A 19,042-nucleotide genomic window follows, 5' to 3' on the forward strand; every position below is an offset into this window, starting at 1 on the left:
GGTCGTGCCCTCTTTCGTCATTGCGTCATGCCCGCCACGACGCCCACCGGGTGACCGAGATCGCCACCACCGGGCCGTCCAGTGCGGTGCGCTCGTACTGGGGATACTTGGCCCGCAGCACGCTGTACCCGATGGCCATCTGTTCGCCGTCGTGGTGCACGGCCGCCACCCCGTCTGCACGCACCCACCACAGCCGGTCCCAATCCTCGCTGTAGTGGTCCACCAACAGACTGACCTGCGGGTTGGCCTCGATGTTGGCCAGCCGGCGCAACTTCTGCGTGGATTTCCGCTTCGCGTCGACGGCGGTGTAGACGGTGTCCCCCTCCACCGCGAAAACGACCGGAACCACGTGCGGAACGGCATCGATCGCGCAGGTCGCCAACACGGCCACCGGGGCGCCGGCGAACAGTTCGAGCGGGTCGACACCTTCGGACACAACCCGATGGTAGTAGCGCCGGTTACCGATTGCTGCGATGGTTTCGGCCATGAAGCGTTCGCTGGTGGGTCTGGCCACCGCAGCCCTGCTGACCGGAGGCCTGGCCGCATGTGCCACGCCCGAGAAGCGGGAGTCCGCCGCGGCAGACGCACGCATCGCCACCTCGGCCGCCGACTTCGGTGGCATGGCGGGGCTGATCGAAGCGGCCCGGGCCGAGGGCGAACTCAACGTGATCGCACTGCCGCCCGACTGGGCGAACTACGGCGAGATCATCGAGCGCTTCAGCCAGAAGTACGGCATCAAGGTCAACTCGGCACAGCCGGGGGCCAGCAGCCAGGAGGAGATCGACACCGCGGTGCAGCACAAGGGGCGCAGCACCGCGCCGGACGTGTTCGACCTGGGCCAGTCGGTGGCGCTGGCCAATACCGATATGTTCGCGGCCTACAAGGTCGAGCACTTCGCCGAGATCTCGGACGCCTTCAAGCACCCGGACGGGCTGTGGGTCAACGACTACGGCGGCTACATGTCGATCGGGTACGACTCGACCAAGGTGCCGGTCGTCGCCGGCGTCGACGACCTGCTCAAGCCCGAGTTCGCGGGCAAGGTCGCGCTCAACGGGGACCCGCGACAGGCCGGTTCGGCCTTTTCGGGGGTGATGATGGTGTCCATCGCCCAGGGCGGTTCTCCCGATGACATCGCGCCGGGGGTGGAGTTCTTCGCCAAGCTCGCCGAGGCGGGCAACCTGCTGGCGGTCAACCCCACCCCGGCCACCATCGCCGCCGGCCAGACCCCGGTGGTCATCGACTGGGATTACCTGAATGTGGAGCAGTCCAAGAAGGTGCCGGGCTGGAAGGTGATCATCCCGCACAACGCCGCGGTCGCCGGGTACTACTTCCAGGCCATCAACGCCGACGCCCCGCACCCGGCCGCGGCCCGGCTGTGGCAGGAGTTCCTGTACAGCGACGAAGGGCAGAACCTGTACCTCGGTGGTGGCGCCCGGCCGGTGCGGGCCGACTCGATGGTCACCAGGGGCAGCATCGACCGGGTCGTCTACGGCGGGTTGCCCCCGGTGGACGGGGCGGCAACATTCGTATCGATTGAGCAGAACGAATCCGCGATGAGGTACCTGGAAGCCAACTGGCCGTCGGCCGTCGGCTGAGCAGGGCAGGAACTCAGACGGCCTGGACCGGTTCGATGCCGAGATCCCGATAGGTCACCAGCGCGACGAACGGCACGCCGAGCCCGCCGAACAGTTCGGCCGCGACATCGCCGCGGTCCACCATCGGGATCACCCCGGTGACCACCGCGCCGGCGGCGGTGACCCGGTCATAGGCCTTGTGGGTGGAACCGCCGGTGCTGATGACGTCGTCGACCAGCAGCACCCGGGTGCCGGGCTCGATGCGGGTGCCCTCGATCCACTGTTCGCGGCCGCGGGACTTCTGCTCCTTGCGCACCGAGAACCAGGCGGCGCCGGTGACCATCGACACCCCGTGGGCCAGCGGGTCGGCGCCCATGGTGAGCCCGCCGACCGCGTCGAACTCGATGCCGTGCAGGGCGGCCAGGTCGGCCACCGCCCGGCTGACGATGGACAGCCGCTCACCGTTGTCGATGGCGTACTTGCCGTCGATGTAGTCATGGCTGAGCTGGCCACTGACGAGCTTGAACGGCTCTTCGCGGTGCTCGTAACCGCGGGTTTTGATCAGCTCGAAAGCCGCTTGCCAGGTCTGCGGGCGCTGCATAGTCCGAAATCGTATTGCACGTCGGCCCGACAGCTCAGGCCTGCCGGGCCCTTTTGGTCAATTCGACTGCAGCCGACCGCAATTCATCGATGCTGTTGATCGGCTCCGGATAGCCGGCCCGGGTGTAGGCCACACCGCGGGCGGTGGTGACCCGCAGATCGAGCCCGTACCGGTCGGCCGCCGTGCAGGTCGCGGCGGTGGCGTCGGGGAATCCGCCGAGCTTCTGCGCCATCGCGGTCAGTGCGTCGGCGTGGTCGGCGTTGAGGTGTGCGACCGCCCCCGCGGCGTACGGGGCGACCGGGTCGGCAGCGGCGGCGGTGTATTCCGCACCGCTCGTCGAATCCATCCGCCCGTATCCGCCGACCCAGCGGACCCGCTCGACCTGCAGCACCCACAGGGTGAAATCGCTGTAATCGATGTAGTACTTGGCGGCCGGCACCGCGGCCAGGTGTGCTTCCCGGGCCGCCCGCAGCATGTCTGCGGCGGGCTGCACCACGGTCCCGGCCAGCGTGACCCGGCCCGAGGCCAGCGGGTCATCCGGCACGTCAGGCGCCACGATGGCGATGCTGGCGCGCTGATCACCGGCCAGGTTGCGGCCGTGCTCGGCCATGTTCGACACGCACAGCACCGGGGCGCCGTCGAGCAGGCCGTAGGTGACGAACGAGGCCCACGGGTCGCCATCGGCGGTCAGCGTGGCCAGCGTCCCCGCGTTGGTGGAGGCTGCGATGGTGCGGGCCTCCTCGGCGGCCGACGGGCGCCGGGGGTTCGTCACGGCCGTCAGTGGCGGCGGCACGGTCGGGGCGTCGCCGGGGTCACCGTGATCACGCAATTCAGCCACGTCGGCACTGTACCCACATCCCGAGACCCGATCGCCTGTGTGGGACCCCGGCCCGCCGGGTACGGGTAAAGATCATGACCATGAACCTGCCGTTCGACCGCTGGCTGCCCGCACAACGCTGGTACTCGGGGCGAGGGCGGGAGATCGCGACGGCCCGGCCCGCGACGGTCGTGGCGCTGGACACCGATCTGGACCTGGCGGTGCTGCGCGTCGAATACACCGACGGTGCGACCGAGACCTATCAGGTACTGGTGCGGTGGGGCACCGGAGCGGAGTCGGCGTGCATCGGCTCCGACGGCACACGCACCGGCTACGACGCGATGGTCGACCCGCAGGCGGCCGGGCGGCTGCTGTCCCTGCTGGACGCCTCCGACCAGATCGACACCGTGCGGTTCCGGCGCGAGCCGGGCGCCGATCTGGGGCCGGGGACTCCGGTGCGGGTGATGGGTGCCGAGCAGTCCAACACCAGCGTGGTGTTCGGGGAGCAGAGCATTCTCAAGGTGTTCCGGCGGCTCATCCCGGGCATCAACCCCGACGTCGAGTTGACCCGCGCGCTGGCCGGCAACCCGTACATCACCCCGCTGCTCGGTTCGTATGAAATAGACTGGGACACAGAACAATACATGCTCGGCATGGTGAGCACTTTCGCGCGGGACTCCACCGACGGCTGGCAGCTGGTGACCGCGGCGTCCGGCGAGGATTTCACCGAGGAATCGCATCGGCTCGGGCAGGCCGTCGCATCGGTGCACCGGGATCTGGCCGACCGGCTGGGTACGAGGGTCAAACCCTTCCCGGTGCAGACCATGATCGAGCGGCTGCGGGCGGTCGCGGTGCAGGTGCCCGCGCTGCGTGACCGGGTGGCCGAGATCGAGCAGCGCTACCGGCAACTGGCCGACGAACCGTCCACCGAACAGCGCATCCACGGAGACCTGCACCTCGGGCAGGTGCTGCACACCCCGACAGGCTGGCTGGTGATCGACTTCGAGGGTGAGCCGGGGCAACCGCTGCAGGAGCGGCGCCGCCCGGATTCCCCGCTGCGGGACGTGGCCGGGATGCTGCGCTCCTATGACTACGCCGCACACCAGCGGCAGACCGCCGGGCAGGATCAGGATGCCGCCCGGGAATGGGCCCGGCGCAACAGCGCGGCCTTCTGCGAGGGCTATATCGCGGGCAGCGCGATCGATCCGCGACAGGCGGCCGGTGTGCTGCGCGCCTACGAACTGGACAAGGCCGTCTACGAGGCGGGGTATGAGGCCCGTTACCGGCCGTCCTGGTTGCCGATCCCGCTGGGGGCCATCGAACGCCTGCTGGCGGTGTAGGTCCGGCCTCAGCGCACCAGACGGCGCAACAGGGCCGACGCGGTGAGCACCCCGGCGACGGCGGCCACCACCAGCACGGTGATGTCGAGCCAGATATTGCCGGGGGAACCGATCAGCAGTGTGCGCAACGCGTTGACCTCGTAGCTGAGCGGGTTGACCGCGGACAGCCAGCGCAGCCACTGCGGCATCACCTCGACCGGGTAGAGGGCGTTGGAGGCGAAGAACAGCGGCATGGTGATGGCCTGGCCGATGCCCATCAGCCGGTCCCGGTTGCGGACCAATCCGGCCAGCGTCATCGACAGGCAGGCGAAGAACGCCGAGCCGAGCACCACCACCGCCATCGCGCCCAGGATGCGCAGCGGGTTGATCGTCATGTGCACCCCGATCAGGTAGGCCAGCGCGACCACGCCGATGACCTGCACCACCGAACGGATGCCCGCGGCAAAGGCTTTCCCGGTGATCAACGCGGCCGGCGGGGCCGGGGTCACCATGAGTTTGGCGAGGATGCCGGCGTCCCGGTCCCAGATGATCTGGATCCCGTAGAAGATCGAGATGAACAGCGCGGATTGCGCGATGATGCCCGGAGCCAGGAAGGCCAGGTACGGCACGTCCCCGGTGTCGATGACCTTCAGATTGCTGAAGGTCTGGCCGAAGATCAGCAGCCACAGCGCGGGTTGCACCATCCGGGTGAACAATTCGGTGCGGTCATGGCGCAGCTTCTGCAGTTCGACGAGTGCGAAGGCACCCATCCGGGTGCCGAGACCGCGCACCCGGCGCCAGCCCCGCGGCGCCCGGATCAACGTGATGGCGGGTTCAGCTGACACGGCGGGCCGTCCTTCGTGCGGCGCGGACCTCGCGTAACCCGGCCGGGGCGGCCGCGTCGAGATCTGCTCCGGCGTAGTGCCGGAAGACATCCTCCAGCGTCGCGTTCGGGCCGACCTGCTCCTTGAGTCCGGCCTTGAGTTCGGCCGGGGTGCCGTCGGCTTGCAATACGCCGTGGTGCATCAGCAGCACACGATCGCACAGCGCGTCGGCCTCGCCCATGTAGTGGGTGGTCAACAGGACGGCCATGCCGAACTCGGACTGCATCCGGTCGACCTGCTCCCAGACACTGTCGCGGGCGATGGGATCCAGACCGACCGTGGGTTCGTCGAGCAGCAGCAGCGACGGGCGGTTCACCAGGGCCTGGGCCAGTTCCAGCCGGCGCACCATGCCGCCGGAGTAGGTGCCTGCCGGGTTGTCGGCCACCTCGGAGAGCGCCATGGACTCCAGTGCCGCGGCCACCCGGTCGGCTCGCTCGCGGCGCGGCACATCGTAGAGCCGGGCGAACAATTCCACATTCTGCCGACCGGTCAGCGCGGACTCGATGGAAAGTTGTTGCGGCACATAGCCGATATTGTGGCGGATATCCATCGTGTGCCGACGGGAGTCGAGGCCGAAGATGCGCACCTCCCCCTCCTGCGCCGGCGTCAGGGTGGTCAGCACCCGGATCACCGTCGTCTTACCGGCGCCGTTGGGGCCCAGCAGTCCCACCGTCTCACCGGGGGCGACCTGCAGGTCGAGTCCGGAGACCGCGGTGAACTTGCCGTAGCGGTGGGTCAGGCCCCGGCATTCGATGGCCGGTGGCAGTGTCATGACCGTTCCTCCTGGAGTAACCGGGTCAGCTCGCTGATGACGGCCAATCCCTTTGTCAGATCCTCGATCTGGTTGTCGTCGAGCGCCCGCAGCGCGTCGGCCAGGGCGGCGCGGCGGGCCAGCCGGGACCGGTCGGCGACGTCCTGCGCGGCCTCGGTGAGTCGCAACCGGCCGACCCGCCGGTCGGCGCTGTCCACCGAGCGGATCAGCAGATTTTCGGCCGACAGCCGCGACACCAGGGTGGAGGCGGTGTTCGCGGCCAGGCCGAGTTCCGCGGCGGCCTCCCGGACCGAGATGTCGGGGCGGCGCCCGACGAGCCGCAACAGCTCGGCCTGTGACTGGGTCAACCCGGTGCGGTCGAATCCGCCACCGGTGGACCGCCGCAGCTGCCGACGGAAGCGGCCGACCACGCCGAACAGTCGGCCGGCCAGATCGACGGTGGTATCCACCCCGAAAGAATACCTCTGTTACAGATGTATATGTCGGGGATGACGACCGGGGAGATGATGACCAGGTGCGCGAGTACCGAACACTGCTGACCACCGACGAGGGCGGGGTTGCCGTCATCACGCTGAACCGGCCCGCACAGCGCAACGCCGTCGGCGACGGTATGCGCCACGAACTCGCCGACGCCCTGACGCGGTACGACACCGATGACGGTATCCGCGCCATCGTGCTGACCGGCACCCCACCCGCCTTCTGCGCCGGTGCCGATCTCGGCGCCGGGGAGCGGACCTTCAGCGCACCCGGGGCCGGGTTCAGCGCGGCCGGTTTCCCGGTGCCGGCGTGGACGCTGAACAAACCCGTGATCGCCGCGGTGAACGGGCACGCGATCGGCCTCGGGCTGACCTTGGCGCTGCAGTGCGACATCCGGTTCTTCGCCGCCGACGCCAAATACGGCATCGTGCAGGTGCGCCGCGGTGTGGTGGGCGACGCCTACTCGCACTGGGTGCTTCCGCGACTGGTCGGTATCGCGACCGCGGCCGAGATCCTGTTGACCGGAACGATGTTCGACGGTCACCGCGCGGTGCAGATGGGTCTCGGCAGCCGGGTGCTGCCGGCCGGGGAGGTGCTGCCCGCGGCGCTGGAGGTGGCGCACGACATCGCCACCAACACCGCACCGATGTCGGTCGCGGCCAGTAAGCGGTTGCTGTGGGACTCCTTCGACCTCAGCCGCGATGAGGTCGGCGCTCGCGAGACCGAGATCCACCTGCAACTGATGGGGCACGAGGACGCGGCGGAGGGGGTGCGGGCGCAACTGGCCGGCCGCGTGCCGCGCTGGACCGGCCGGCGGGTGGACCCTACTCGGTGATCTCGACGCCGCGGGCGCGCAGCACCGCCAGCGCCTCGGCGGTGGACTCCGCGGCCACTCCGGCGCACAGCGGCAGCAGCACCCGGGTGCGCAGACCGGCCGCCACCGCGTCCACCGCGGTCGCCCGTACGCAGTAGTCGGTGGCGATGCCGACCACGTCGACGCTGTTCACGCCGCGCTGGGCCATCCAGTCGGTCAGCGTCGTCCCGTCCGCGTCGGTGCCCTCGAAACCGCTGTAGGCAGCCGAGAATTCACCCTTGGTGAACACCGCCTGCACGGCGGCCGCGTCGAAGTCCTCGTGGAAATCCACCCCAGGGGTGCCCACCACGCAGTGCCGGGGCCAGGACACCCGGTAGTCCGGGGTGTCGGAGAAGTGCTCGCCCGGATCGATGTGGAAATCCATGGTGGCGACCACGTGGTCGTAGTCATGTTCGGACAGCAACAGGCTGATGCCGCGGGCGATGGCGGCGCCGCCGTCCACCGCCAGGGACCCGCCCTCGCAGAAATCCTTCTGCACATCGACCACGATCAGCGCACGCATACCTCAACCGTAGCCCTCAGCCGCCGAAGAGCAGATACAGCCCGGTGAACGTGTAGCCGACCATCACAAACATCATCGCCAGCTGGCCGGTCATCTGGTGGCCGCGCGGCAGCACCCGCAGTGCCCGGTCGTGCGCGGCCACCACCGCCGCGACATGGCCGAGCAACACGAAGCCGACCTTGGCCGAGGCCAACACACTCGGATGCGAGGACAACAGGTAATACACTTGCGCGTCAGGCGATCCCATCAGCGCGTGGACGGTCTGCTGGCCCTTCTCGACCAGATAGGTCAAGTAGTGCGCGAAGACGTAACCGATGACGATCGGGATGAGCGAGTGGGCCATCAGCCCGGGCAGGGCGCGGCGCCCGGCGCGGTCCATGCCGCCGGTAGCCCGGGCGGCCAGCGAGAAGGTGAGCGCGACCGTGGCGACGAACACCAGCAGGCCCGCGGTCTTGAACGCAGTGGCGGCCCAGGCGCCCGAGGTGTGGGTGTCGACGAAGGTGCGCCACGCCGGCATCGCGGAGAAGCTGTCGAAGGCCGTGGAGCCCAGCAGGACCGCCAGCACGGTGACGGTTCCCGGGCGCACCGGGAGTGACAGCAGATGGTTGAACGGATTGCCGACCGCGATGCGGCCGTCCGGATTACGCCGCCACGGCGAACACCGAGAGGCGACCATGCTGTACACCTCGAACGGGTCGGCGCGCGCACACCAACGCGGTCCGCAAACCACGGCGCCGGCCAGCGTCACCATCAGATAGATCGACAGCCAGATCTTCACCGCGGTAAGCGATCCCGGATCGGGGCTGGCCAGCTCCAGCCAGACGAAGGCGAACAGGCCGGCCGCGGCTGGCCAGTAACCCAGCCGGTGCGGGTAGTCGGGGCGAGCGAAGCGACGGGGGATGTGCCTCTCGCGGGTGACGCCGAGCAACCGCGCCACGGTGCGCACCGGGGAGATCAGCCGCCACACCGGCCCGAGGAGAAGCGACAGCGCCACCAGCCCCACCCACAGCAGCACGTAGAACACCCCGGGCAGGGCGTTGCTGCCGTCCTGCGGCCCGACCGCGGCCGCCACGGCCACCCAGCCGGTGAACGCCAGACCCAGTCCGGCCACCACCCACCGGGTGACCGGAGCGTCGATGGCCGCGGTCAGCCGGTCCGGCAGCGGTCGGCCCGGGATGTCGGCGTCGAAACGTGGTGTGCGCCAGGCCAGGGCCACCACCGCGAAGGTGAAGGTGAGTGTCCACGCCGCGCCGACCACGGCGTAGGTGAACGGGATCGGCAGGTCGGCCGAACCGCCGAGCCCGTGCGCGAGGACGACCGTCACTGCACCGCGATGGTGGCGACGACGCGGTGCGACTCGTGCAGCTCGACGTCGACCCGTCCGGGTACTGCGACCTGGAACTGAAAGGATTGCAGTGGTTCGGCTTTCACCGCGAAGGTGTGTTCCGGGGTGGCGTGCACGTGCAGTTCGTCAGGCACGTCGCTGGACACCCGGATGACGATCGGCTGGTTCACCCCGGCTTGTACCTGCTGGTTGGTGGGTGTGACCTGCCCGTCCTCGATGGTGACGTCGATGACCACCCGTTGCGCCGGCGACTGCTGATCCGGCAGCGGGGGCGCGGGGGTCTCGGTCTCGGCGCAGCCGGCGGTCAACAGGGCGGCCGCCGCGACGATGAACAGGGTTCTCAATCGGTGTCCTTCCTCTGGAGGGTGTCGTCCGGATCAGGGTTGCGCCGATCGCGGATCGCCAGCCACGCGACGACCCCGGCCACCACCACCGCTGGCGCAAAGGCCGGTAGTGCCAGCAGCAGTGAATGATCGGCGAGGAGTGTCATCGGGGGGTGTCACAGCCTGGCGGGCTGCTCGACAACGGTGTCGGCACGGCTGCGCATCTCCCGGTCGTTGATCCGGCCCGCACCCCAACTCAATGCCGCGATCAGGATCAGCGAGCAGGCCAACACCACGAGCGAGGCGGCGGTGAACAGCCAGCTCGGCACGTCCAGATTCCGCTCCCGTTGCAGCACGGTGATTTCCGCGGTGACGTCGCGCGTCATCGAGGCTTCGGCGGGAAGCTCCACGGCGCCGATGCCGGGATCGGCGGGCAGGAACACCGGCACCGCGGCCATGGTGCGGCCGTCCTGGATCCGGACCAGGGTCTTCCAGCTGCCCCACACCGGGATGGGGCGGGTCGTGCGGTAGTGGCCGGGGCCCAGGTGCTCCAGGTGATCGACGATCAGTCCGCGTTCGTTGTCCAGACCGCCCTGCCAGGACAGCATGGACACCCATTCGGGGTCGTCGCTGATCAGGTCCGCCGGGGTGATCCGGATGTCGGCGCTCACCAGGCGTTCTCCCGGCGGGCCGGGCAGTTCGGTGAGGGTGATCTGAGCGGCGGCGTTCTCCGGTACCGAGATGGTCAGGCCGTTGGCCGTCGCGGCGCCGACGGTCAGCACGGTGGCCACGACCAGACCGGCGCTGACCGCGCGCCGCGGCAGTGGTCGTCCGGTGAGCACGGTGGCCAGCAGGCCGCCGCACATGCCCATGGTGACCGCGACCGGGAGGGACATGATCAGCGCCTCGCCCCACATGCTCGTCGGCCACGGATACCTGAACACGGCGTCGATCCAGAAGGATTCCAGCCACAGGCCGACCGTGCCGATGCCCACCCCGGCGACAGCGCCGAACAGCACCGGGCGTTTCAAAAGCGGTGTCAGAGCCAGTAATTCGACGACCACGGCCGACCCCAGGTACAGCGCGAACCAGCTGTGCGGGGCGCCGAGCACCGGGCCGACCGCGATCGCGACGAGCCCACGGATCAGCAGCGCGAAACCGACCGCGGCCAGTGCCGCGCCCTTGCCGAGCGTGATCCGGGCGGCGACCAGTGCCAGGCTCGCGGCGGCCGCCACCAGCATCGGGTGCAGCACCAGCCGAAACTGTTCGACACCGAAGTCGTATTCGACCGGGAACACTGACAGGCCGATGAGCAGACCACCGAAAGCGAAGTACCGCAGAACCTTCCGCGGAGCGACCTCGTTGTCGGGCCCCATCGCGATGCGGCCCTCGTGTTCGAGGAGCAGGACCGCGATCAGGGACAGGCCCGCGCCGCCGATCAGCATCAGGTGCGTCGGGCCCCACAGCGTCACGTCCTGACCGAAGAGGCGGTGCCAGACATCGTCGAGGGGAAATCCGATCAGGGCGTAGAGCCCGCACGCGGCCATCAGGACGCCGCCGACCGGCGCGTACCAGGTCCGGGTGATCCGCAGCGCGGCCGGGCCCGGCTTCTCGTAGGGCAGGATGATGGCCAGTGACCCGGCGATGAACAGCAGGAACAGGCCGACCAGGATGAAGTAGTGGGCCGGGTTGGCCAGCGGTCCGGAGTCGCGGCCCTTGCCGATGTGCAGGCTGACGTCCCAGATGAAGCCGAACATCGCGCAGATGATCGTCGAGGTGAACAGCAGGGTCGGCAGTGCGACCCAGGGTGGGCGTTTCATCTTGGTGCCGACCTTGGTGGCCAGGGTGTCCAACCAGGTGATCCGCCGGGTGCGGTGCAGCACGCCGATCCACAGCAGGGCGGCGGTGACGATGCCGGTCGCCACCGAGACCCCGATGATCTGATCGAGGTCCGCCCCGCCGCCTTCGCTGCCCGCCTCGGCCAGCACCGACCCCGCCGACATGAACAATCCGCCCGCCATTGGCACCCCCGGTTAGCTGTGCGCGGTCCTTACTCGCCGGTAATATTGCCAGAATCCGGACTCTCAAACCAGGTCTACACCTGCGGCAACGTGACGGGATAAGCTGCGGCCCTTCCGTCGCGGTGCTGGCTGCCGCGATGTTGCGACCGGACTACGGGGCCCCGCTGCACGAAGCCGGCGCGGCGAGCTGGTTCGACGCCGAACAGCTGCGGGTGCACCGGTCGGCCAACGTGGCGTGGCCACGCCGGCTGGGGATGACCCCGCGCGCGCTGGCCGGCGCGATCAACGCGCACAGCGTGGTCCGCTACCGCTGGCGACTCAGGAGCGGCCATGAGCCACGGAACGACGTCATGGCCGCGCTGCGGTCGGGATTGCCGGTGCCGATGCTGGTGGGCAGCGTCATCCCGCGGCACTGGGTGTTGCTCGTCGGCGTCGGGGCCCGCGATGGTGAATTGCGTTGCTACGAACCGACGTCGGGAGCAATCCGATCGGTGGATGCCGCCGCGGTGCGCCGCGCGCGATTGACCGGACTGGGCTACCGGAGGCCGTTCGCGTTCGTCGTACCGGGTCAGCCGGGACCGGGGACGCGTTGCGCCCGCTAGCGCGTCAAACTATAGTCTGGACACATGTCCAGTATGCTTGCGCCGCAGTTCAGCGGATTGAGCTGACGTGCGTATAGCCCTGCTGTCGTACCGAAGCAAAACTCATTGCGGTGGTCAAGGTGTGTACGTACGGCATCTGTCCCGGGGCCTCGCCGAACTCGGCCACGACGTCGAGGTGTTCTCCGGCCAGCCCTATCCCGAAGGCCTGGACCCGCGGGTGCGGCTCACCAAGGTGCCCAGCCTGGACCTCTACCGCGAGCCCGATCCGTTCCGCGTCCCGCATCCGCGGGAGATCCGGGACCGTATCGATCTGCTCGAGCTGGCAACCATGTGGTCGTCGGGCTTCCCCGAACCCAAGACGTTCTGCCTGCGGGTCGCCCGCATCATGGCCGAGCGCGGCGACGAGTTCGACGTGGTGCACGACAACCAGAGCCTGGGTTCGGCCCTGCTGACCATCGCCGAGCGGGGGATGCCGCTGGTCGCCACCGTGCATCACCCGATCACCCGGGACCGGGTCCTCGAACTGGCCGCAGCCAAGTGGTGGCGCAAACCGCTGGTCCGCCGGTGGTACGCCTTCGCCGAGATGCAGAAGAAGGTGGCTCGCGCCATCCCGGAGTTGCTGACCGTCTCGTCGACCTCGGCCGCCGACATCGCCGAGGACTTCGGCGTCAGTGAATCCCAGCTGCAGGTGGTGCCCCTGGGTGTCGACACCGCATTGTTCCGGCCCTCGGACACCCGGGTACCGGGGCGGATCATCGCCATCGCCAGCGCCGACGTACCGCTCAAGGGTGTCGGCAATCTGCTGCACGCGGTGGCGCGGTTGCGCACCCGTCACAACCTGGATGTGCAGCTGGTCTCCAAGCTCGAACCCAACGGCCCGACCGAGAAGCTGATCGCCGAACTGGGTATCTCCGACATCGTCAACGTCTCCAGCGGGTTGACCGACGAGGCCCTGGCCGAGTTGCTGGCCTCCGCTGAGATTGCCTGCATCCCTTCACTTTACGAAGGCTTCTCGCTACCCGCCGTGGAGGCGATGGCCAGCGGCACGCCGATCGTGGCAAGCCGGGCCGGGGCCCTGCCCGAGGTGTTGAGCGAGGAATGCGCCCGCTTGGTCCGGCCCGCCGACGTCGACGAGCTGACCGATGTACTCGGCGAACTGCTGGACTCGCCCGCCGAACGGCACCGTCTCGGCGCGGCCGGACGGCGCCGGGCCCTGGACGTATTCAGCTGGGAGTCCGTGGCGGCACAGACCGTGGCCGTCTACGAGCGGGCGATCGAACGAACCAGAAAGGATGCGCAGCGTGCTGACCGTTGACTTCGACCGGCTCGGCGTAGGGCCGGGGACATCGGTCATCGATGTGGGCTGTGGCGCGGGACGCCACTCCTTCGAGGCCTATCGTCGGGGCGCCGACGTCATCGCCTTCGACCAGAGCGTCGAGGACCTCAATGACGTGGACGCCATCCTGACGGCCATGAGGGAGCAGGGCGAGGCGCCGGCGTCGGCCCGCGCGGAGGCGGTCAAGGGGGACGCCCTGGCGCTGCCCTACGCCGACGGCACGTTCGACTGCGTCATCGCCTCCGAGATCCTGGAGCACGTCCCCGAGGACGACAAGGCGATCTCGGAGCTGGTCCGGGTGCTCAAACCCGGTGGCGCTCTTGCCATCACCGTTCCGCGCTGGCTGCCCGAGAAGGTGTGCTGGCTGCTGTCGGACGAGTACCACGCCAACGAGGGTGGGCACATCCGCATCTACCGCGCCGATGTACTGCGCGACAAGGTCGTCGGGCGAGGAATGCGGTTCGCCCACAGCGAGCATGCGCATTCATTGCATGCGCCGTTCTGGTGGCTGAAATGTGCTGTCGGCGTGGATAAGCCGGACAATCCGGCGGTGACCGCCTATCACAAACTGCTGGTCTGGGACATGATGAGCCGGCCGTGGCTGACCCGTACGGCGGAAGCGGCGCTCAACCCGTTGATCGGTAAAAGCGTGGCTCTGTATTTCGAGAAGCCGGCCGATTTCGCGAAGCACGCGGTCTGACATGGCCGAGTTCGTGATCCCCGGGGTTCCCGGTGTCCTGACACCTGAGCAGTGCCGTCAGACCGCGGTGTCCATTGCCGAGACCCAGGAGAGCACCGGCGCGATCCCCTGGTCGGTGGGCGGACACACGGACCCGTGGGATCACGTCGAGAACGCCATGGCGCTGACCGTGGCCGGCCTGTTGGAGCCGGCCCGGGGAGCATTCGACTGGTGCCGCACGGCCCAGCGCCCGGATGGCTCGTGGCCGATCCAGTTGCGCAACGGCGTGATCGAGGATGCCAACAGCGACACCAACTTCTGCGCCTATATCGCCACCGGCGTCTGGCATCACGTACTGATCACCGGGGACCGCGGCTTCGCCGAGACGATGTGGCCGGTGGTCACCAGGGCCATCGACTTCGTGCTGACCCTACAGCGCCCCGGTGGCGAAATCTGCTGGGCCAGAAGCGATGCCGGGCCCGTGGAAGAGGCGTTGTTGACCGGTTGTGCCAGCATCTACCACAGCATCCGGTGCGGCCTGGCGCTGGCGAACTACCTCGACGACCCGCAGCCGGAGTGGGAGGTGGCCGTCGGAGCGCTCGGGCACGCCATCGCCGAACACCCGGAACTGTTCACCGCCAAGGACACTCACGCCATGGAGTGGTACTACCCGGTGCTCACCGGTGCGGTCCGCGGTGAGGCAGCCGAGTCCAGGATCAGCCGGCGCTGGGACGATTTCGTGGTCGACGGGCTCGGCATCCGGTGCGTGGATCACCGGCCCTGGGTGACCGGTGCGGAGACCTGCGAGCTGGTGATGGCGCTGGACGCCATCGGCGACCGCAAGCGCGCGCTCGAACAGTTCGCGGCCATGCAGCATCTCCGCGAGACGGACGGTTCGTACTGGACGGGCCTGGTGTTCTCCGACGGCAAGCACTGGCCGGTGGAGCGCACCACCTGGACCGGCGCTGCGATGATCCTGGCCGCCGACGCGCTGAGCACCACCAGCGCCGCCGCCGGCATCTTCCGGGCCGCGGATCTGCCGCGCGGCCTGGAAGGCGAGTTCGACTGCGCCTGCGCGACGTCGGGCCGTTAGCCGACGCGCTCCAGCAGCCGCAGCGAGCCGGTCGCGGAGACCTCGGTGAAGTCGCCGGAATCGATTGCGCGACGGTAGATGTGGAACGGTGCCTGGCCGCCGTCGTTCGGATCGGGGAACACGTCGTGGATCACCAGTGCACCGCCCGGAGCCACCCATTTGGCCCAGCCGTCGTAGTCGCGCTGAGCGGCCTCTTCGGTGTGGCCGCCGTCGATGAAGAGGAATTGCACCGGGGTGCCCCAGAACCGGGCCACGGTGGGGGACTTGCCGACGATCGCCACCACGTGATCTTCCAGGCCGGCGAGGTCGAGCGTGTGCCGCATGGTGGGCAACGTGTCGAAGCGCTTGGTGACCGGGTCGACCAGCGAGGTGTCGTGGTACTCCCACCCGGGCTGGTGCTCCTCGGAACCGTGGTGATGGTCGACGGTGAAGACGACCCCGTCGACCTGCGCGGCGGCCGCACCCAGCAGCACCGTGGACTTTCCGCAGTACGTGCCGATCTCGACGCCGACTCCGCCGGGCAGGTAGCGGACGGCCGCGTCATAGAGGGCGCGGCCCTCGTCGGCGGGCATGAAGCCGATGACCTGCTCGGCGAACTCGAACAAGCGGGCGGCCTCGGCGGGCAGGGCGGTGTCGGCATTGCTCATGGCTGACAAACCTACCGTTGCTGGTGATCGGGGGGTGCAGTAGTGTCTGGACACGTGTCCGATACGGCCCTGGAGTCGACGCGCCGTAGGTTGAGCGCCAAGCAGGCCGATACCGTCGACCGGCTCGGCAAGGCCGCGCTGGAACTGTTGAGCCGCGAGGGTTTTGCAGCGCTCACGGTACGCCGGGTGGCCGCGCAGGCCGGTGTCGGAGCCGCCACCGCGTACACCTACTTCTCCTCCAAGGAACATCTGGTCGCCGAGGTGTTCTGGCGCAGGCTGGCCGAGTCCCCGTTGGCCGCCCACGAATCCGACGATCCCGCGACCCGGGTGCTTGAGGTGCTCGAACAGATCGCGCTGCTGGTGGCCGGGGAGCCGGAGTTCGCCGGTGCGGTCACCAATGCGCTGCTGGGCAAGGATCCCGACGTCGACGTCCTGCGCGGGCGCATCGGCGCTGACATCCGGGCCCGGCTGGTCGCCGCGCTGGGGCCCGCGGTGGACCCGGACGTGATCGAGGCGCTCGAACTGCTCTATGCGGGCACGCTGGTCTGGGCCGGAATGGGGTACGAGGCCTACCCGGAGATCGCGCTGCGCCTGGTGAAATCGGCGCGCCTGATTTTGAACTAGGGGCGATCGGCACCGAGCAGCGCTTCGGACGCGGTCACCGCCGGTTCCAGGATCGACTCGGTGGGGCGGCCGTCCTCGACGGTCAGCGCGGTCAGTTCGCGCAGCCCGCCGAGCAGGATGACCGCGACTTCGCGACGCACCGGAGCGATCTCGCCACGGCGGAAGCCCGGACTGTCCGACAGCGCGACGAGCAGGTCGGTCAGGCCGCTCATCGCAGAGCGCTGGATGTCGCGCACCGGGGCGCCGAGGCCGGGCAGTTCACGGATCCAGCTGAGGGTGATCTCCGGTCGTGCGCCGATGTGCTGGATGTAGGCCAGCACGGCCTGGCGGATCTGTGCCCGCCAGTCCGCTTCCGGGTCCACGGCCGCGCGGATGGCGATGAGCAGCTGCTCGTGGTCGGCCCGCAACAGCTCGATGAAGCATTGTTCCTTGTCCGGGAACTGGCTGTAGAACGTGCGCTTGGAGGTGCGGGCGTGGCGGACGATATCGGCCACCGTAGTGGTGCGGTAACCCTGTTCGGCGATCGATGCCGCCAGGCCGTCGAGCAATCTGGTGCGAAAGGACCGTTCATCGTCCATCGCTTTCCCCTGTCCTATTGCCTCGCCCGGTACCGCGGAGTACCGTAACGCAGACACCTGCGGTACAGCGCAGTACCAACGACGGTCTGGAGTGCGTTCCATGAACGAAGCCACCATTGCCGAACGTCCCGTGAGCCCTGCCGCGCAGTTGCCGCCCGGGCCGAAGCTGAGCAGCGCCCTGCAGGGAGCGGGTTTCGTGCTGGCCCGTCGCCGGGTCGTCACCCGGTTGGCGCGGAGGTACGGTGAGGCGTTCACCATGAAGCTGCCGGTGTTCGGGCCGACGGTGATCGTCACGGACTCCCAGCTGGCCAAGCAGTTGTTCGCCGCCAACACCGACGACGTCGGCAACATTCAGCCCAATCTGTCGCGGATCCTGGGGCCGGGATCGGTGTTCGCCCTGGACCGGGCCGACCACAAGCGCCGGCGCCGGCTGCTCACCCCGCCGTTCCACGGTAAGAGCATCAAGAACTACGAGCGGATCTTCGAAGAGGAGACTCTGCGGGAAGCCGCGAATTGGCCGATCGGACAGGAGTTTCCGACTCTGGAGCCGATGATGCGGATCACCCTGAACGCGATCCTGCGGGCGGTGTTCGGAGCCGACGGGGCACACCTGGACGAACTGCGCGAGATCATTCCGCCCTGGGTGACCCTGGGCTCGCGATGTGCGACCTTGCCGACCCCGAAGCGCAACTACGGCCGCTGGCACCCGTGGGGGAGGCTGGCCGATTACCGGCGCCGTTACGACGCTGTGGTGGGCCGATTGATCGCCGACGTCGCTGCCGATCCCAGGCTGGCCGAGCGTGACGACGTGCTGGCGTTGCTGCTGCGCAGTACCTACGAGGACGGATCGGCGATGTCGCACACCGACATCGCCGACGAACTCCTGACCCTGCTGGCCGCCGGGCACGAGACCACGGCGTCCACCCTGGCCTGGGTGTTCGAGCGGATCAGCCGCCATCCCGAGGTGCTGGCCAGGCTGGTCGAGGAAGCCGACGGGGACAGCAACGAGTACCGCCAGGCCGTCATCCTGGAAACCCAGCGGGCCCGTACCGTCATCGACTTCTCCGGGAGGCATGTGTACTCACCGGCTTTCGAGCTCGGAAAATGGGTTGTGCCACAGGGCTATTCGATCGTCGTCAGCCTGTCCCAGCTGCACGAGCTGGAATTCGACGATCCGCAACGGTTCGATCCGGAGCGGTTCATCGGTAACCGTCCGCCGCTGGCCTGGGTGCCCTACGGCGGCGGCACCCGCCGATGTGTGGGCGCGGTGTTCGCGAACGTCGAGATGGACGTCGTTCTCCGGACGGTGCTGCGGCACTTCACCGTCGCGACCACCACCGCGCCCGGGGAGAAGGTGCACTCCCGTGGAGTGGCCTTCACCCCCAAGCGCGGGGGACGCGTGGTGCTGACCCGGCGGGCCGGGAGCTAAACCTCGGCGCGCTTGGGCAGCTTCCAGCCCGGGCGCGGGAAGTGGCAGGTGTACCCGGTCGGGTAGCGCACCAGGTAGTCCTGGTGCTCGGGCTCGGCCTCCCAGAACTCGGCTTCCGGCACCACCTCGGTGACCACCTTGCCCGGCCACAGCCCGGAGGCGTCGACGTCGGCGATGGTGTCCAGCGCGACGGCCTTCTGGTCCTCGTCGACGTAGAAGATCGCCGAGCGGTAGCTGGAGCCGATGTCGTTGCCCTGCCGGTTCTTGGTGCTCGGATCGTGGATCTGGAAGAAGAACTCCAGCAGCGACCGGTAGCTGGTCTGGGCGGGATCGAAGATGATCTCGATCGCTTCGGCATGGCCGGGGTGGTTACGGTACGTCGCGTGCGCGTTCTCCCCGCCGGTGTAGCCCACTCGCGTGGACACCACGCCGGGCTGCTTGCGGATCAGGTCCTGCATGCCCCAGAAGCAGCCGCCGGCCAGGATCGCCTTCTGGTTGTCGGTCATGCGCATCAACTCCTTCAGCTGTCGTCCAAGTCCGGTACC

General features: G+C 68.6%; 23 protein-coding genes. 9 read left to right on the top strand and 14 right to left on the bottom strand.

Annotated features, from left to right (window positions below):
• Positions 1–25 precede the first annotated feature (25 nt).
• On the bottom strand, positions 26–436 hold the full coding sequence (locus V4U86_RS00600) for a TIGR03668 family PPOX class F420-dependent oxidoreductase (protein ID WP_395309383.1): 411 nt from the start codon (positions 434–436) through the stop codon (positions 26–28).
• 49 nt (positions 437–485) lie between these two features.
• Here V4U86_RS00600 and V4U86_RS00605 point away from each other — a divergent pair, with 49 nt between their 5' ends.
• Positions 486–1,595 carry an ABC transporter substrate-binding protein gene (locus tag V4U86_RS00605; protein WP_395309384.1) on the top strand — a complete coding sequence of 370 codons (1,110 nt, stop codon included), beginning with the start codon at positions 486–488 and terminating at the stop codon, positions 1,593–1,595.
• Between the two features lie 13 nt (positions 1,596–1,608).
• On the opposite strand, the gene V4U86_RS00610 is transcribed toward V4U86_RS00605, so the two are convergent.
• Together V4U86_RS00610 and V4U86_RS00615 are read right to left on the bottom strand one after the other, a co-directional pair.
• Positions 1,609–2,175, bottom strand: a complete 567-nt coding sequence (locus V4U86_RS00610; RefSeq protein ID WP_395309385.1) for an orotate phosphoribosyltransferase — start codon at positions 2,173–2,175, stop codon at positions 1,609–1,611.
• Positions 2,176–2,209: 34 nt separating this feature from the next.
• Positions 2,210–3,013 (bottom strand): HugZ family protein, encoded by an 804-nt coding sequence (locus V4U86_RS00615; RefSeq protein ID WP_395309386.1) that lies wholly within the window; start codon positions 3,011–3,013, stop codon positions 2,210–2,212.
• 80 nt (positions 3,014–3,093) lie between these two features.
• On the opposite strand from V4U86_RS00615, the gene V4U86_RS00620 reads away from it, so the two are divergent.
• Positions 3,094–4,332: a maltokinase N-terminal cap-like domain-containing protein gene (locus tag V4U86_RS00620; RefSeq protein ID WP_395312270.1), complete on the top strand. Its 1,239-nt coding sequence runs from the start codon at positions 3,094–3,096 to the stop codon at positions 4,330–4,332.
• An 8-nt stretch (positions 4,333–4,340) separates the two neighbouring features.
• On the opposite strand, the gene V4U86_RS00625 is transcribed toward V4U86_RS00620, so the two are convergent.
• The 3 genes from V4U86_RS00625 to V4U86_RS00635 form a co-directional block, all read right to left on the bottom strand.
• Positions 4,341–5,081: an ABC transporter permease gene (locus V4U86_RS00625; RefSeq protein ID WP_395312271.1), complete on the bottom strand. Its 741-nt coding sequence runs from the start codon at positions 5,079–5,081 to the stop codon at positions 4,341–4,343.
• A gap of 64 nt (positions 5,082–5,145) precedes the next feature.
• Positions 5,146–5,967, bottom strand: coding sequence for an ABC transporter ATP-binding protein (locus V4U86_RS00630; RefSeq protein ID WP_395309387.1), 822 nt, complete (start codon positions 5,965–5,967; stop codon positions 5,146–5,148).
• On the bottom strand, positions 5,964–6,416 hold the full coding sequence (locus V4U86_RS00635) for a MarR family winged helix-turn-helix transcriptional regulator (RefSeq protein ID WP_395309388.1): 453 nt from the start codon (positions 6,414–6,416) through the stop codon (positions 5,964–5,966). The genes V4U86_RS00630 and V4U86_RS00635 overlap by 4 nt, the downstream gene beginning before the upstream one ends.
• Positions 6,417–6,481: 65 nt before the next feature.
• On the opposite strand from V4U86_RS00635, the gene V4U86_RS00640 reads away from it, so the two are divergent.
• Positions 6,482–7,279: an enoyl-CoA hydratase/isomerase family protein gene (locus V4U86_RS00640; protein WP_395309389.1), complete on the top strand. Its 798-nt coding sequence runs from the start codon at positions 6,482–6,484 to the stop codon at positions 7,277–7,279.
• On the opposite strand, the gene V4U86_RS00645 is transcribed toward V4U86_RS00640, so the two are convergent.
• From V4U86_RS00645 to V4U86_RS00665, 5 genes are read right to left on the bottom strand one after another with little or no spacing between them, the layout of a single operon-like run.
• Complete coding sequence (locus tag V4U86_RS00645; protein ID WP_395309390.1) at positions 7,269–7,820, bottom strand: isochorismatase family protein; 552 nt, start codon at positions 7,818–7,820, stop codon at positions 7,269–7,271. The two genes, V4U86_RS00640 and V4U86_RS00645, sit on opposite strands and share 11 nt — an antisense overlap.
• A 16-nt stretch (positions 7,821–7,836) precedes the next feature.
• Entirely contained in the window at positions 7,837–9,144 is a 1,308-nt protein-coding gene (locus tag V4U86_RS00650; RefSeq protein ID WP_395309391.1) for a hypothetical protein, read from the bottom strand.
• On the bottom strand, positions 9,141–9,509 hold the full coding sequence (locus V4U86_RS00655; protein ID WP_395309392.1) for a hypothetical protein: 369 nt from the start codon (positions 9,507–9,509) through the stop codon (positions 9,141–9,143). Before V4U86_RS00655 ends, V4U86_RS00650 begins: the two co-directional genes overlap by 4 nt.
• Positions 9,506–9,655, bottom strand: coding sequence for a hypothetical protein (locus tag V4U86_RS00660; RefSeq protein WP_395309393.1), 150 nt, complete (start codon positions 9,653–9,655; stop codon positions 9,506–9,508). The genes V4U86_RS00655 and V4U86_RS00660 overlap by 4 nt, the downstream gene beginning before the upstream one ends.
• Before the next feature lie 9 nt (positions 9,656–9,664).
• Positions 9,665–11,491, bottom strand: coding sequence for a hypothetical protein (locus V4U86_RS00665; RefSeq protein WP_395312272.1), 1,827 nt, complete (start codon positions 11,489–11,491; stop codon positions 9,665–9,667).
• 155 nt (positions 11,492–11,646) lie between these two features.
• Between V4U86_RS00665 and V4U86_RS00670 the strand changes: the two genes are divergently transcribed.
• From V4U86_RS00670 to V4U86_RS00685, 4 genes are all read left to right on the top strand, one after another.
• Positions 11,647–12,111 (top strand): hypothetical protein, encoded by a 465-nt coding sequence (locus V4U86_RS00670; protein ID WP_395309394.1) that lies wholly within the window; start codon positions 11,647–11,649, stop codon positions 12,109–12,111.
• 67 nt (positions 12,112–12,178) lie between these two features.
• Positions 12,179–13,426, top strand: a complete 1,248-nt coding sequence (locus V4U86_RS00675; protein WP_395309395.1) for a glycosyltransferase family 4 protein — start codon at positions 12,179–12,181, stop codon at positions 13,424–13,426.
• A complete protein-coding gene (locus V4U86_RS00680; RefSeq protein WP_395309396.1) occupies positions 13,413–14,147 on the top strand; it encodes a class I SAM-dependent methyltransferase in 735 nt (244 codons plus the stop codon). The genes V4U86_RS00675 and V4U86_RS00680 overlap by 14 nt, the downstream gene beginning before the upstream one ends.
• 1 nt (position 14,148) lies before the next feature.
• Positions 14,149–15,219 (top strand): prenyltransferase, encoded by a 1,071-nt coding sequence (locus V4U86_RS00685; protein WP_395309397.1) that lies wholly within the window; start codon positions 14,149–14,151, stop codon positions 15,217–15,219.
• Here the strand turns inward: V4U86_RS00685 and V4U86_RS00690 are convergent.
• The gene (locus V4U86_RS00690; protein ID WP_395309398.1) at positions 15,216–15,866 is read right to left on the bottom strand and encodes a class I SAM-dependent methyltransferase; all 651 of its coding nucleotides are present in this window, start codon (positions 15,864–15,866) and stop codon (positions 15,216–15,218) included. The two genes, V4U86_RS00685 and V4U86_RS00690, sit on opposite strands and share 4 nt — an antisense overlap.
• A gap of 54 nt (positions 15,867–15,920) precedes the next feature.
• Between V4U86_RS00690 and V4U86_RS00695 the strand changes: the two genes are divergently transcribed.
• Positions 15,921–16,490 (top strand): TetR/AcrR family transcriptional regulator, encoded by a 570-nt coding sequence (locus V4U86_RS00695; RefSeq protein WP_395309399.1) that lies wholly within the window; start codon positions 15,921–15,923, stop codon positions 16,488–16,490.
• Here V4U86_RS00695 and V4U86_RS00700 read toward each other — a convergent pair.
• On the bottom strand, positions 16,487–17,068 hold the full coding sequence (locus V4U86_RS00700; RefSeq protein WP_395309400.1) for a TetR/AcrR family transcriptional regulator: 582 nt from the start codon (positions 17,066–17,068) through the stop codon (positions 16,487–16,489). The two genes, V4U86_RS00695 and V4U86_RS00700, sit on opposite strands and share 4 nt — an antisense overlap.
• Positions 17,069–17,168: 100 nt before the next feature.
• Between V4U86_RS00700 and V4U86_RS00705 the strand changes: the two genes are divergently transcribed.
• Positions 17,169–18,497 (top strand): cytochrome P450, encoded by a 1,329-nt coding sequence (locus V4U86_RS00705; RefSeq protein WP_395309401.1) that lies wholly within the window; start codon positions 17,169–17,171, stop codon positions 18,495–18,497.
• Here the strand turns inward: V4U86_RS00705 and msrA are convergent.
• Positions 18,494–19,003 carry a peptide-methionine (S)-S-oxide reductase MsrA gene (msrA, locus tag V4U86_RS00710; RefSeq protein WP_395309402.1) on the bottom strand — a complete coding sequence of 170 codons (510 nt, stop codon included), beginning with the start codon at positions 19,001–19,003 and terminating at the stop codon, positions 18,494–18,496. The genes V4U86_RS00705 and msrA overlap by 4 nt on opposite strands.
• Between the last annotated feature and the right edge of the window lie 39 nt (positions 19,004–19,042).

This window comes from Mycobacterium sp. AMU20-3851 (genome assembly GCF_043974665.1).
Taxonomy (GTDB): Bacteria; Actinomycetota; Actinomycetes; order Mycobacteriales; family Mycobacteriaceae; genus Mycobacterium.